The 14,971-nt window shown below is 35.4% G+C and carries 12 protein-coding genes; 6 read left to right on the top strand and 6 right to left on the bottom strand.

What is annotated here, in order from left to right:
- Positions 1 to 52 precede the first annotated feature (52 nt).
- The 3 genes from ACNFU2_RS09610 to ACNFU2_RS09600 are packed head-to-tail and all read left to right on the top strand — an operon-like array spanning position 53 to position 2,171.
- Positions 53 to 901, top strand: a complete 849-nt coding sequence (locus tag ACNFU2_RS09610; protein WP_418124740.1) for a serine aminopeptidase domain-containing protein — start codon at positions 53 to 55, stop codon at positions 899 to 901.
- On the top strand, positions 894 to 1,538 hold the full coding sequence (locus tag ACNFU2_RS09605; RefSeq protein WP_172280079.1) for an HD domain-containing protein: 645 nt from the start codon (positions 894 to 896) through the stop codon (positions 1,536 to 1,538). Before ACNFU2_RS09610 ends, ACNFU2_RS09605 begins: the two co-directional genes overlap by 8 nt.
- Before the next feature lie 39 nt (positions 1,539 to 1,577).
- Positions 1,578 to 2,171, top strand: coding sequence for a hypothetical protein (locus ACNFU2_RS09600; protein WP_172280078.1), 594 nt, complete (start codon positions 1,578 to 1,580; stop codon positions 2,169 to 2,171).
- A gap of 91 nt (positions 2,172 to 2,262) precedes the next feature.
- On the opposite strand, the gene ACNFU2_RS09595 is transcribed toward ACNFU2_RS09600, so the two are convergent.
- The 3 genes from ACNFU2_RS09595 to ACNFU2_RS09585 form a co-directional block, all read right to left on the bottom strand.
- A complete protein-coding gene (locus ACNFU2_RS09595; RefSeq protein ID WP_172280076.1) occupies positions 2,263 to 2,493 on the bottom strand; it encodes a hypothetical protein in 231 nt (76 codons plus the stop codon).
- Between the two features lie 188 nt (positions 2,494 to 2,681).
- A complete protein-coding gene (locus ACNFU2_RS09590; RefSeq protein ID WP_172280074.1) occupies positions 2,682 to 3,572 on the bottom strand; it encodes a DUF72 domain-containing protein in 891 nt (296 codons plus the stop codon).
- Positions 3,573 to 3,669: 97 nt separating this feature from the next.
- Entirely contained in the window at positions 3,670 to 5,709 is a 2,040-nt protein-coding gene (locus ACNFU2_RS09585) for a T9SS type A sorting domain-containing protein (protein WP_418124737.1), read from the bottom strand.
- 431 nt (positions 5,710 to 6,140) lie between these two features.
- On the opposite strand from ACNFU2_RS09585, the gene ACNFU2_RS09580 reads away from it, so the two are divergent.
- The gene (locus tag ACNFU2_RS09580) at positions 6,141 to 9,326 is read left to right on the top strand and encodes a TonB-dependent receptor (protein ID WP_418124735.1); all 3,186 of its coding nucleotides are present in this window, start codon (positions 6,141 to 6,143) and stop codon (positions 9,324 to 9,326) included.
- 140 nt (positions 9,327 to 9,466) lie between these two features.
- Here the strand turns inward: ACNFU2_RS09580 and ACNFU2_RS09575 are convergent, their stop codons facing one another.
- From ACNFU2_RS09575 to ACNFU2_RS09565, 3 genes are all read right to left on the bottom strand, one after another.
- Complete coding sequence (locus tag ACNFU2_RS09575) at positions 9,467 to 11,158, bottom strand: ribonucleoside-diphosphate reductase subunit alpha (RefSeq protein ID WP_262888817.1); 1,692 nt, start codon at positions 11,156 to 11,158, stop codon at positions 9,467 to 9,469.
- 27 nt (positions 11,159 to 11,185) lie between these two features.
- Positions 11,186 to 11,473 carry an antibiotic biosynthesis monooxygenase gene (locus tag ACNFU2_RS09570; RefSeq protein ID WP_172280068.1) on the bottom strand — a complete coding sequence of 96 codons (288 nt, stop codon included), beginning with the start codon at positions 11,471 to 11,473 and terminating at the stop codon, positions 11,186 to 11,188.
- A gap of 82 nt (positions 11,474 to 11,555) precedes the next feature.
- Entirely contained in the window at positions 11,556 to 12,530 is a 975-nt protein-coding gene (locus ACNFU2_RS09565) for a ribonucleotide-diphosphate reductase subunit beta (RefSeq protein ID WP_172280067.1), read from the bottom strand.
- Between the two features lie 425 nt (positions 12,531 to 12,955).
- Here ACNFU2_RS09565 and ACNFU2_RS09560 point away from each other — a divergent pair, with 425 nt between their 5' ends.
- Both ACNFU2_RS09560 and ACNFU2_RS09555 read left to right on the top strand, forming a co-directional pair.
- A complete protein-coding gene (locus tag ACNFU2_RS09560) occupies positions 12,956 to 13,645 on the top strand; it encodes an ABC transporter ATP-binding protein (protein ID WP_172280066.1) in 690 nt (229 codons plus the stop codon).
- A gap of 44 nt (positions 13,646 to 13,689) precedes the next feature.
- A complete protein-coding gene (locus ACNFU2_RS09555) occupies positions 13,690 to 14,919 on the top strand; it encodes an ABC transporter permease (protein WP_172280065.1) in 1,230 nt (409 codons plus the stop codon).
- Positions 14,920 to 14,971 lie beyond the last annotated feature (52 nt).

Below are 14,971 nucleotides of genomic sequence, written 5' to 3'. Positions count from 1 at the left end.
AAAATAAACAGTAAAAATTTCCACTTTTGAGTGGATTTTTTCTTTTTACACTATGGAAAAACTAATTCTAAAAACCACAGATCAAATTTCTATTGTCGCCCACCTTTTCCTGCCGGAACAGAGCAATAATAAATTATTACTAATCAATTCTGCCACGGGCGTAAAACAGCACGTTTACTTTTCCTTTGCACAATATTTTTCAGAACAGGGATTTACAGTGATCACGTATGATTATCGGGGAATCGGGCTTTCAAAACCGGAGCAGATGAAAGGCTTCGAGGCTTCCATGCGAATCTGGGGTTCCCGGGATTATAAAGCAGTAACCACCTACATCAGAATCCGCTTTACAGGATATGAGAAATATTGCCTGGGACATTCTGTTGGAGCATTGATCCTTGGGATGAATAAGGATTCGGAGATGTTTAAAGAATTCTTTTTTGTGGGAACACAAAATGCGTTTGTTGGGAATCTGAAATTCAGGACAAAAATAGAAGCTTATCTTGGATTTGGGATTGTCCAGCCTTTAGCCACGCAGCTTCTGGGTTATTTTCCGGCTCATTGGTTTGGACTTGGAGAAAGTCTTCCTAAAAATTGCGCTTATGATTGGAGAACCTTAATTTTGAATAAAAAATCAACAAACGGTTTACTGGAGAAAATTGATGATTATTCTAAAAAATTGACTCAAAAAGTTTTTGTAATCAGGGCAGAAGATGATGTCTGGCTTACGGATAAAGGTGTAAAGAGTCTATTAAACGACACGTATCCCAATCTTAAACCGACATATCGCCTGGTAAAAACTTCAGAATCTGAAAAAGGAGAAATAGGACATGTTAATTTTTTCAGAAGCTATAACAAGAAGCTTTGGAATATTATTTTAAATGAATTAGTACATAATGAGTAGTGTAATTGAAAAGACAATAGATTTTGTAAAAGAAAAACTTAAAGGAGCAGAAGCAGGACATGATTGGTTTCATATCGAAAGAGTCTGGAAGCTTTCCAGAAAAATTGCTGAAAATGAAAACTGTAACAAAGAAGTTGTAGAATTAGGAGCTTTGCTTCACGATATAGCAGATCCCAAATTTCATGATGGTGATGAAACAATTGCGTTAAAAGTGTCCCGTGAGTTTTTGGAAGAACAGCATGTTTCAGAAGAAATTATCGGGCAGGTCCTTTTTATTATTAAGAATATTTCTTTTAAAAACAGGGGAGAAGCTCCGCAGAATTTACCTATTGAATTAAAGATTGTTCAGGATGCAGACCGTTTGGATGCTATAGGAGCAATAGGTATTGCAAGAACCTTTAATTTCGGTGGATTTAAAAATAACCTGATGTACCATCCGGATATTAAGCCAAAGCTGAATATGTCGAAAGAGGAATACAAAAAATCTGACGGCACTACAATCAATCATTTCTACGAGAAATTATTACTTTTAAAGGATTTAATGAACACAGAGAAAGGAAAAGAACTGGCTCAGGAACGGCATGAGGTGATGCTTCAATTTCTTGATCAGTTTTATAAAGAGTGGAATGTTGATTAACGTTCTTTCTTAAAATTCTTAAATCAGTATATTTGCAGCATGGGATTAATCATCTTTGTTATCTTTCTTTGTTCTGTTCTCTCTCTTATTTTATCTAAGGTAAAATCAGGAAAAGGTGCTGAATGGGCAAAACTGTTCCGTATCGCAACGCTTATTTTTTCAATCTCGGTATTCACTTATTGGTTTATCAAGAAAAGTGCTGTTGGAGTGGTGAGTAATTCCGTTGGTTTGCAGGTTATTAATAAACTTCCTCAGACCCTGGATTTTTATGTCATCAACGTCAATAATCCGGATAAAAATGCAATGCACGAGGCAAAGCACATTGGAAAGATACGCCCGGAATATTACAGGATAGAATACCTCAAGATGGATAAGTCTGATGAGTATTGGGTTATCGGATATTTAGGAAAGAAAAACCTGGTTTATTTTTCACAGCATTCTGTTCCTAACAAAAATATTGATCAGATCGTTGAGGTGAACAACTATATCAATCAAAGTGTAAAATTATCTGAAATTGCTAAAAAGCAGGTGGAAGCCTATAATTATGAAAATGTAAAACTGGGAATCTGGGTATCTCTCGATTTTCTTTTGCTATTTCTGAATTTGGTCTTGCTTTTTAGAATTAAAAAATAAATGTAAACCTTTCAAAATAAATGATGATCTGCTGAAGCCAGCAGATCATCTTCTTTTTTAGTTAAATATAGTGTCGATGTCTCTTGTTACATCACGGATAATTTAAAATTATCATGATTTTTTCTTTAAGCTCTTCCGGACAGTTTTTGATGAGCTTATCCTTGCTTTGACTGCTGATCTGGTCATAGGTCAGCCATTCTGTTACATCCTGATGCTGGCTGGTACTGTCGTAGATTCTTTTAATCTTCTCATTTTCGTAAAAGGTGTAATTGTCACCAAGAGAATTGTTTGTAATGCTAATAGTACATATTTCCTTTTCCATAGTTTTGATTTTTACAGTTGGTAATAAGGGTTTTATACCTTACAATATATCATTTATTAGTGAAAAATATTGCCTTTTGCTGATAAAAAATTTTTCACACCAAACAGTGATATATTTACTGTTAAAACATAAAAAAAAGCTATAAAATCTTAAATTAAATGATTAAATAGCTGAATATTTTTTTTATGCTAAAATAAACTTTGGATACTTTCTGTTGCCATTTGAGGCACATGGAGGTCGGTTTTCCATTCCTCATTCATTTTTTTGATGAGATAAGCAGATAATAAAGGGGACGCCTTTTCAATATTCTGATGGACGAAAAAGTATAAATTTTGGAGGCCTTCTTTTTTCCATTGTGTAACCCGCTTTAACCAATCATCCAATCTTTCGTAGTCACTTTCTGCATTTGCTCCTACATAACGGATGAAAGCATTGGGAGTGGTAAGACGCATATGAAGCATATCCCTTCTTCCGGCAGTATCTACAATAATATTAGTGATATGATGGGCTTCAAAAAGATCGCAGGTTGTATTTAAAATGTTTTCATCATTAAACCATTCCGTATTTCTGAGCTCTATAGCTAGTGGGACTTCTTTTGGCCATTCTTTGACAAACTTCTCTAATCTGTCATAATCTTTTGGTTTAAAGTTATCATGAAGCTGAAGAAATACCATACCCAGTTTTTCATCAAAATTAAGAACCGATGTTGCAAATTGGGTTACAGGTTCTGTAACATCAATTAATCTCCTGAAATGGGAAACCGTATTGGTAATCTTTGGGAAAAATTTAAACCCTGCTGGTGTTTTTTCTTTCCATGTCAATACCTGATCAGGAGTTGGCATTCCGTAGAATGTCGCATTGAGTTCTATAGAATTGAACTGGGTAGCATAATAGGTTAATTCGTCTTTCGTTCCTTTTGGATAAAATCCTTTGAGGTCGGTTTTATTCCATTTGGCACATCCGATGGAGATATTCTCTAATCCCTTTTTATTTTGTTTAAGGATCTCTTTGGTTCTGCTGTGATCTTTGGGTAATGTAAAATCTATTTTTGAAGGATCTTCTACTTGTCCGAATTTCATATTTGAAGTTTTTAAGAATTAAGTATCTAACAAATATAAAATAAAAATAAGACAATTATTTTATGAATTTAAGCTAAAGATATCAAGGAAAAGGGAATCAGTTTTTTATTATTTTTTTTGAAATTTCAGTAGATTTCGCCTTTATTTTGATAAGATAAATTCCTGCAGGATAACCTGACGTATTAATAGTGCAATCTCCTTTGCCACAGCTCTGATGTGATACTGATCTCCCCATACTGTCAAATATATCTATTGTATTCACGGGTTCAGGGGATCTTATCTGAAGGATATTTTTTACAGGATTAGGAAATACATCAATTTTGGTTATTATATGGTCTAGCTTCGTATTTTTTGAATTGGTAGTAGCCGGGCAATTGGTACTGAAATTAATGTCCGGATACATAGTTTGAAGATCGGTAAGTTGAGCAGGATCAACACAAATGGTTAAATTACTATTGTATCCGGAAAAGTCACAACCTTCCAATGCATTGTTTTTGATATTCACCTGGGCTAATCCGGACATGTTAAAGAATGCAATAGCTTCTAAAACGTTGCAATCCGATAAATTCAGATTAGTAATGAGCGGACAGCTTCTCAGAGTAAGGTACTTGAGTTGAACGTTTTGTGAAAAGTTAATATTGTTTACTAATGAATTATATTCAAGATCAGCAGATTCCAATTGTGTACATTGTGAAAGGTCTATCGTAGAAATTTTTGTGTTAGCAATACCTAATTCCCTTAAGGAGGTACATTGATTGATATTAAGGCTATTTAATTCCGTAAAGGTATCAAAAGGTGAGTTGCCTGGTAAATTAGGTCCAAGGTTCAATGTTTGTATAGCCGAACAATTCTGAAGGTCTAAGCTTTTCAGGTCTTTATTTCCTTTTATCGATAGATTGACCAAAGAAATACAGTTTTGTGCAGAAATCTGCTGCAGATCAGTATGTGGATTCAGGAAATTCAGATCACCGGGAATATCTGCTTTCAGAGTTTGGAGATGGGTAAGATTGTCTACATTCAAAACAGCCATGTAGCCACAGGAATTTGTGATGTCCATATCTTCCAAAGCAGCCGCACTATTAAAAGTAGCATTGGTTATTGGCTGATTGAAAGCTTTTAGTATTTTCAATTTGGGAAGTCCGGATACATCCAAAGAGGTTACATTTCCAAAATATACTCCTGAAGTAGTATAATAGCCATACCGGTTGTAGAATGATGCATCAAGCTCTTCTAAATTGATTAATCCAGCATTGGAAAAATTGATTGAGGATGCATTAAGACCTTTGATCCTTTTTAACGAAGTACAGCCGTTTAGATCTACGGAAGTAAAATAAGCTCCGGTGGTTTCATAATGATCCGTATCTGCTATAACTTCTTCCAGGTTTGTACAAGATTTCGCAACAAGGTGGATATTCTGATTTCCGGATGGTAATATGGTTCCGGTAGATCCGGAAACTGAAATTTTGGTCAGTGAATTTAAATTTGGAACACTGATCTTATTTAAACGCTTACAGGATGTGAAGGTGAGCGTTTTTACATTGCAGTTTTTGATATGAAGCTCCTTAATGTTTTTATTGTTTAAGACAATATCATCCTTGATGAGAAGGCAGTTTTTATATCTCAAAATTGTGGAGGGGTCGTAAGGAGATAAATTGATGTCTGCAACAAAGTCATTCACATTCTCTACGGCACCACAATTATCGAATGAAAAAACAATAGGAACACGGTGGCTAACTCCTAAATTGTTTACAAATCCACCATTTCCGGTGTAAAGAACTTTTTTAATTTTATTGTTGTTAACAAAACTAATGACCGCTGATTTTGTGTCATGGATGTAAAGTTCTTCGACATTGGGGAATAAAAGAGCATCAGTGATTTGGTTTGGAAGACTATTGTAAGTGGGAAGCACATTGAACTTTATATTTAAAGTTTTTACTTGCTGGGCTTCAGTAAGCTGAATCTGTCCATCTCCATTTGCATCAATTTTAATATTGTTGCCATTGATGTCTTTTGCAATCTGACTACCCGGACCTGAAGTTAGTAGTAAGGCCTTAAATTTGGCATCTGTAAAATTAAGGTTCTGAGAATAAGCCATGCAGGAAAAGCTTACACAGAAGATAAATAGCATTTTGTACATATTGTGTTTTTAAGGGGTTGCTAATTTTAATAAGGATATATCCAATGAAGGAAATTATAAACCTCAACCTTACAAAAGTACTATATTTTTAAACCTAGCAACTTAGAAATACTACTATAGTATTAATACTATATTTGTTATCCGTACAAATACTGATGAGTGCCTCTACCATGTTTTCCTTTTTTATCAAGGCATTGATTTAGTAAAATGAACGTTGTTCATATTGTGTTCATATATCTTAAAATAGCTTCAATGCGGTAAAAGATTTATTTGTAAAATGTTACCTAGATCTCATCTTACATATTTACTTTAAGCAATTAAGTTTTTTTTAAGGAAATATTAAACATTATGTTATATAATGTTAACTGTATGTTACCACACTTCATGATTGTTGCTTCTAATTTTGCCATAAAATTTAGAAGTATAAAAATATGAAGAGAAAATTGATCTGTGCTTTTGCTGTTTTGTCTTTTGGCTTAGCGTTTTCACAAGAAACCAGCTCTAAAATTTTCGGAAGATTAAAAGGGGTAAATTCTGAAGTTACGGTAAAAGTAGTTCACGTTCCCACCAACAGTACCTTTGAAACTAAAAGTAATAACAAAGGACAATTTAGTCTGGATAATCTACAACCCGGAGGCCCCTACACGATAGAGATTTCCGATGGTTCGCAAATTATCTACTCGAATACTAATTTACAGCTTTCATTAGGAAGTAATGATTTGCCTGTAGTAGAAATCAAAAACAGAGAAAAAGTGATCGACGAGATAAAGCTTACCTCGAAGAGAACCACTGTGAAAAACGGAGTTGCAATTAGCCAGGCTCAGATCTCCGGACTTCCAAATATTAACAGGGGTATCCAGGATGTTACTAAGTTGGTCCCTCAAAGTGCTAACAACTCTTTCAACGGAACCAATTTCAGGTATAATAACGTTACTATTGACGGGTCGATCAATAACGACGCGATTGGTTTTAGTCCGTCTTTGGGTGGACAAACGGGAACATCGGGAATGCCGGGAAGTAGTACACGTTCCAACTCAATTAGTTTGGATGCGATTCAGGATGTACAGGTTTATATTGCTCCTTATGACGTGAAATTAGGAAATTTCCTTGGAGGAAGTATCAATGCCGTTACACGTAGTGGTAGTAATAATGTGGAAGGATCTTTTTATGTATACGGACGTAATGCTGCTATTACAGGAAGAAATAGGGTAGGAGATAATTCAAAAATGCCAAGCTCTTTTCAGGATTTTATTTATGGAGGGAGAGTAGGATTACCTGTCGTTAAAGATAAGGTGTTTTTATTCACCAATCTTGAATATACAAAAAGAAAAGATCCTGTTTTTTATAATGCTGATGATCCTAATGCGTTGGTTAATAACGCTGTTGCTCAACAGATCTCAGATTTTGTTCGAACCAAGTATGGCTTTAATGTGGGAAGCTTTAATCAGTACACTAATTTTTCTGAAAGTGCAAAGCTTTTCAACAAATTAGACTGGAAGATTAATGATAAACATACATTGTCCATTAAAAATAACACTGTATTCTCCCAGGCTTCCAACCTTGAAAGAGATGGTGCCAATTTCAGGTTTTCAAGCATGGACTATATTCAAAAGAACAATGCTTCAACGACGACTTTGGAACTAAAAAGCCGTTTTAATGATAAATGGAATAATAACTTAGTATTAGGATATTCTTCTATTAATGATTACAGGGATCCTACTTCTTCCAACGCTATGTTTCCACAAGTGGAAATAGGGTATAATGGAGGAACTATTTTATTAGGAAATGATAGAGAGGCAACGGTTTTCAATATGAAGCAGAAAACATTTGAGATCACCGATAATTTAACGTATAAGACAGGAAATCATACTTTCTTATTAGGAACGCATAATGAATTATACAATATCGATTATGGTTTTGTAAATGCATTGAACGGAAGAATCTCTTATAAGAATCTTGATGATTTTTATAACTCAAAACCAGCAAGGATAAGAGGGACTTATCCTTTCAATGGAGACAGCAGAGAGACGCTGTTTAATAATCCGTATGCATCATATAAAGTGAACCTTCTTTCATTATACCTTCAGGACGAGATTAATTTAGGAAGACTCCGTTTATCTCCGGGTGTAAGAGTAGATTATACTGATTTACCAAACAAACCTCTTTTGAGTTCAAAAGTTACTAATTCTCCTACCGATCCTAATATGGGGAATACCTACAGCTATACACCATTAAATCAGCTTACAAACAAATATCTTAATAAACCCACATTGTCTCCAAGATTAGGATTTACTTTGGATCTTACAGAAAACAGATCAGTTGTATTAAGAGGGGGGTCTGGTATTTTCGTAGGAAGAATACCGTTTGCATGGCTGGGTTATGCTTATTATAATGATGGAGTAGGTTTCGGAAGTTATGATTATAATGGTCCGACGGCAGCTCAAATGGCAGCTAATGGAGACCCATTGGTAAGCGGAAACTTTGCTAATTGGCAAAACTCTTCCAAAGTTCAGGTAGACCTTATTGATAATAACTTCAAAATGCCTAAAGTGTGGAGAAGTTCATTAGGAGTAGATTATACCGTTGGAGGATATAAGTTGACATTAGAAGGTATTTATACTAAAGTACTTTATGATCTGAAATTCCAGCAGGTGAATAAAACGGATAACGTAACGTATTACAGTTATGACGTGAATCACCAAATGCCTATTTATACAACGAATATCAACAGTAATTTTTCTAATGCGTACATGTTATCCAATACGAAAGAAGGTTACAGGTATAATATAACAGCACAGATTTCTAAATCTTATAATTTCGGATTTAACTTCTTTGCAGCATATACTTACGGAGATGCTAAAGATATTACCAACGGGATCAGAAACTCAATGGAAAGTAACTGGCAGATGAATCAATCCCTTACACCTAATAATCCTCAGTTGACAACTTCTAACTTTGCTATTAAAAATAGAATTGTTGCCAATCTCGGATATGGTTTCAATGTTTCAGAGTCCAACAGATTGTCGGCCAACGTATATTTCAATGCTCAGTCAGGAAATCCTTTCTCATGGGGCTTTGTAAACAGTACGATTGCTAATACAGGACAAGCTGCCGGATTGGCATATATCTTTAAAGATGCTGCTGAAGCTGCTAAGTATATTGTTCCGATAAAAGATGCTGCAGGGAATGTTTTGGTAACAGCCCAACAGCAGGTGGCTGATTATGAAAGCTTCGTTAATAATAATAAATACCTGAGCAGCAGAAGAGGAACGTTTACTCAGAGAAACGGAGACTTTACTCCTTGGAATATTCAGGCAGATATCAGAATTATGGATGAGATCAGACTGAGCCGGAAGTCTAAAAATAATATCCAGATTTCTTTAAGTATCATCAACTTCACCAATCTGTTGAATAAGGATTGGGGTAAGATCTATTTTGTACCGAATACTTTTAATTCAACAGCAAGTGTTGGATTAACTAAAGTTGGAAATGTGGCAGCGGGACAGCCGGGAGCTGGAGATCCAACCTATAATTTCAAATCTCCGGGGTTGCCTTATACGATTGATCAGTTTGCATCAAGATTCCAGGCACAGCTGGGAGTTCGATATAATTTTTAATTTTTACTTTATATATTCTTTCAAGAGTCCAGATTTTCTTTCTGGGCTTTTTTTTATTTTGTAATTCTTTACAAAACAAGATATAAGAAAAGCACGTTTAAAAAACGTGCTTCAATATATAATTGTTTATTATTTGTAGTCTAAGCTTCGCAGCTTGAACAAGATACAAAGTTCACCATCATTTCCTTAGATACTGATGAGCTTCTTTGATAATATAATGTTTTTACTCCTTTTTTCCATGCTTCGATGTACAGATAGTTTACATCTTTTACGGGCATGGTAGATGGAATTTGTAAGTTCAATGATTGTGCCTGATCGATATATTGTTGTCTCTGAGCGGCCTGGGAAATGATCTCCATCGGAGAAATTTCCTTGAATGTCTTAAATACAGCTTTTTCTTCGTCAGTTAGTTCAGTTAAATGCTGAACGGAACCATGGTTCAACATAATCGTTCTCCATGTTTCTTCGTTATCTAGTCCTTTTTCTTCTAATAATTTTGCCAGGTACTTATTCTTACGCATGAAATTTCCTTTGGCCAAACCGGCTTTATAGTAGTTGGATGCGAAAGGTTCAATTCCCGGAGAAGTTTGTCCCAAAATAGCAGAGCTTGAAGTCGTAGGAGCAATAGCCATTGTGGTAGTATTTCTTAACCCATAACCTTTTAACAATTCAGGTTCTCCATAGATGTTAGCCAGTTCTCTTGATGCCTGTTCAGATTGCTCTTTAATATGTCTGAATGCTCTTGCATTAAACTGAGTTGCTTCAAAACTTTCAAACGGGATCATGTTCTTTTGTAAGTAAGAATGGTATCCTAAAACACCAAGCCCAAGAGCTCTGTGACGCATTGCAAAGTTTCTTGCTCCCTGTAGGTAATAATTGCCTTCTGTTTTATCAATAAATTCAGTTAAAACAGCATCAAGGAAATAAACAGCCAACTTCACTGCGTCCGTATCTTTCCATTCATCATATAATTCCAGGTTCATGGAAGAAAGACAGCAGATAAATGATTCTTCTCTCGTAGAAGGAAGCATGATCTCAGAACAAAGATTACTTGCATTTACAGTAAGTCCCAAATCTTTGTAAACCTGTGGTTTATTTCTGTTAACGTTATCCGTAAAGAAAATATAAGGAAGACCTTTTTGCTGACGGCTTTCCAAAACCCTTGCCCAGATCTTACGTTTTTCCATATCTCCATCGATCATATCCTGCATCCAGTAATCAGGAACACAAATTCCGGTAAATAAATTCTGAATAGGACTTCCGATATCTTTAATTGATAAGAACTCTTCAATATCACCGTGGTCGATATCCAGGTAAGCTGCAAAAGCTCCTCTTCTCACTCCTCCCTGTGATACTACGTCCATTGCTGTATCAAATAATTTCATGAAGGAAACCGCTCCCGAAGACTTTCCATTATCTGTTACTGCAGTTCCTCTGTTACGAAGTTCCCCGAAATATCCTGAAGTTCCACCCCCGATTTTTGTCTGCATGATGACTTCACCCATTTTATGAGTAATCCCTTCAATGCTATCCGGAATGTGTACATTGAAACATGAAATAGGAAGACCTCTCTGTGTTCCCATATTTGCCCAGACCGGAGAGGAAAAACTGATCCATCCTTTGGTGATCATTTCCTTAAAAGCAGGTTGTAATTCCGGTTTGTATAGCTTTTTGGCAGCAGCAGTGGTAATCCTGTCGATAGCTCCGTCTACAGTTTCCCCTTTTAACAGATATCCTCTGTTTAGCATTTGCTCAGACTCCTCGTTGAGCCACCATATATTAGTATTTTGTTCCTCCATAGTTGTTATATTTTCAAATTCCCGGATATCCATGTCGTAATATCCAGGAATTTTGTGTTATTAAATTGATTCTAAAAATTCTACCTTGTGGGAACCGTTAAGTCCACTCTCATCTCTTAATCGTTGAAATTCTTTAAAAGATGGTGTATTCAAAACCTCATGTTGTACCTCTTCATTGCTGTAATTAGAATAATGTAAGAATGTAACACCGTCTTCTTTAAGAAAAACCTTGTATTCAAATGCCGACAGATCCAATTGTCTGAAATCATTCAGGAAATTTTGAATGTTTTCTTTGTTTTCTGAAACAAATTCTGGTTTTACGGTATAACTTACAATTACATTAATCATCTTTTGTGTTTTGGTTTTTATTTCATCCGAAAAGGATACTTTCTAATGAAAGATTGTTGAGCTATATACAGAGCTTGTTTAATTAAAACAAATCGTTGGCTGTAATACTCTTGTCGTGTTTCGTATAGTCAACAGGTCTTTTAGCAAAGAAATCATCCATAGAATTAGCAAAAACCTCTTCCTCAAACCATTTCATCGGACGGTATTGTTCCGGCGAAATGTTGTAGCGTGTATCCATATTGATTTTCTTTAAGCTGTCGTCAACACGGTATTTCATAAAGTTGAGTAAGTCTTCTTTTGAGAATACACTCAATTCTCCCAATTCAAAGATCCAGTCTAAGATTTCACCTTCCAATTCTACAGATTGATCTACTAAAGTATAAATATCTTCAATGTCTGAATCAGTTAATAAATCAGGTTGTTCTTCGCGGATTTTGTTTATCAGATAAATTCCTGCGTTAGCATGGATTTGTTCATCAACAGAAGTCCACGCGATAATATTGGAAACGTTTTTCATGTATCCTTTAAATCTTGTGAAAGAAAGAATGATCGCAAATTGTGAGAAAAGCGATACATTTTCAATCAGGATACTGAATAGTAAAAGAGAAGAAACATATTCTTTAGGGGTGGAAGAATTAGCATGTTTCAGAACATTTGATAAGAAGTCTATTCTCTTTTTTACAGCAGGAACTGCTATAACGTTGGTAAATTCTTCATTATATCCCAATACTTCCAATAAACGCGAATAGGCTTCGGAATGACGGAATTCACATTCAGCGAAAGTAGCACCTAAACCGTTCAGTTCAGGTTTTGGCATATGATTGTATAGGTTTCCCCAAAATGTCTTTACAGACACCTCGATCTGTGCAATAGCCAGTAAAGCATTTTTCACAGAATTTTTTTCGTGTGGTTCCAGCTGCGAATGAAAATCCTGAATGTCTGCAGTAAAATCCACTTCCGAATGCACCCAAAACGATTTGTTGATCGCTTCTACAAATTGAAGAACCTCAGGGTATTCAAATGGCTTGTAACTTACTCTCTTATCAAAAATTCCCATATTAAAAATGTCTTTAAATTAAACTAATTAGATCACTGTGGATAAAAATCAAAGAATAAATAACAGCTTGATTTGTTGGAACTTATATTTAAAAGTTTTTCACAAGAAAAGTGTCTTTATTATTTGCTAGTGCGAAGCACAAAGTTCGAAAAAAAGAAACGATTTTGAAAGGGCTAAACACTAATTGGTTGACTTTTAATCGTAAAAGTTTTCCACATTTACATGAAACAAGCACTGATATTGGTTTAGATACAATAATAAGCATAAAATAAATATTTTTGATAAGTTACAGTTAAACATAAAATCATAAAATACTATAAATAAAGGTGTATTATATTAAACACTAAAAAAATACAATAAATTTTGATTCTTGTAACAAATTGAAAATATCTTCTACTTATTGACTATAAAACATAGATCACTTAATGTTAGTAATTCAGGATTTAAACAAATCATACGATACAGGGAAAAGTAAACTGCACGTTCTCAAAGGAATTAATCTCAATATTTCCGAAGGCGAGTTTGTTTCTATTATGGGAAGTTCGGGTTCCGGAAAGTCTACCCTCCTTAATATTATAGGGATTCTGGATGAAAAGGATTCCGGGATTTATGAGCTGGACGGTGTTCCCATCGAGCATTTATCCGAAGTAAAGGCTGCAGAATACAGAAGTAAATTTTTAGGATTTATTTTTCAGTCTTTTAATCTGATAGGATATAAAACGGCTTTAGAAAATGTTGCTCTCCCTTTATATTATCAGAACGTACCCCGAAAAGAACGTAATCAGATCGCCATGGAATACCTGGAGAAAGTAGGACTCGCCCAATGGGCAACCCATCTTCCCAATGAGCTCTCTGGTGGACAAAAACAAAGGGTAGCTATTGCAAGGGCGCTGATCACAAATCCTAAAGTGGTATTGGCCGATGAGCCTACAGGTGCCTTGGATTCAAAAACAACCCATGATATCATGAAATTGTTACAGGATATTAATAATGAAGGAAAAACGATCATTGTAGTAACCCACGAACCTGATGTTGCAGCACAAACAAAAAGAAATGTGATTTTAAAGGATGGAGTTATCGAAAGTGATGAATTTATCAAACAGGTTGTTCTATAAATAGTGAATGTACATTGACTTTAAAAAAGTAAAAAAATAAAAATATGTTTGACCTGGATCGTTGGCAGGAAATATTCAGTTCCATTCGCAGTAATGTATTGCGGACGGTGCTTTCCGGATTTACGGTGGCATTAGGGCTGTTTATCTTTATCGTTCTTTTCGGAATCGGTAAAGGTTTACAAAACGCTTTTACAGAAGGTTTTGCAAGGGATGCTCAAAATCTTATTTCCATCTTTACAGGAAAAACAACCATTGCCTACAAAGGATTACAGTCGGATCGTAACGTAACCATGAATAATGATGACTATGACTTTCTGGTTAAAGCAGATAAGGAAAAAGTAGGCTATTCAACTCCAAGGTATCAAACCAGTTTGCTGGTGAAGTACGGAAAAGAAAGTGGGAATTATCAGGTTAACGGAGGAGATCCTGAAGAAAAGTTCATTGAAAACAGGAAAATTCTTGAGGGACGTTATATCAATCCTTCCGATCTTGAAAGAAAACAAAATGTTGCCGTGATCGGACGAATGGTACAGAGAGATTTGATCAAAAACGGAAGTCCGGTAGGAAAAGAACTGAATATTAACGGAACAATGTTCAAAGTAGTTGGAGTATTTTCCGACGACGGTGGAGACTGGGACGAAAGACATATTACAGTACCCATTACTACTTTGCAACAGATGAAAAAAGGTTCAGATACTGTAACAACGGTTTATATAGCCTATAACGAAAAGCTAACACCTCAGCAAGCTATAAAATATGGTAACGAGCTTAAAGATAGATTAAAAGCCAGGAAGAATGTTTCTCCTGACGATGAAAATGGGGTCCGGGTATGGAATAATGCAGAAAATATGAATGATACATTTATGTTTATGGCTGTACTTACAGGTATTGTTGGTTTTATCGGGATGGGGACTTTGATCGCGGGAATCATTGGAATCAGTAACATTATGGTTTACATCGTTAAAGAGAGAACCAAGGAGATAGGTGTTAGAAAGGCTATTGGAGCGAAACCAAAAAGCATTGTGGCATTAATTGTACAGGAGAGTGTTGTGATCACTGTGATCTCAGGTTTAATTGGGGTAGGTTTGGGAGTTTTAGCGCTTAGCCTTATGGGAGACAGTCTTGAAGAATTTTTTATCAAGAACCCTAGTGTCGGCTGGACCGAGATCTTTATGGCATTTCTGGCATTGGTTTTTTCAGGATTGATTGCCGGTTTTGTTCCCGCTTACAGGGCATCGAAAATTAAACCTATAGAGGCATTACGAACAGAGTAATAGCTGATGTTCGTACATAATTATAAAAAAAGTATAAATCAAACTCATAACT

The sequence above is a fragment of the Chryseobacterium sp. PTM-20240506 genome (assembly GCF_048296755.1).
GTDB classification, from domain to species: domain Bacteria; phylum Bacteroidota; class Bacteroidia; order Flavobacteriales; family Weeksellaceae; genus Chryseobacterium; species Chryseobacterium proteolyticum.
Note: the sequence above shows the minus strand (reverse complement) of the source record. Positions and strands in the feature narration are given on the sequence as shown.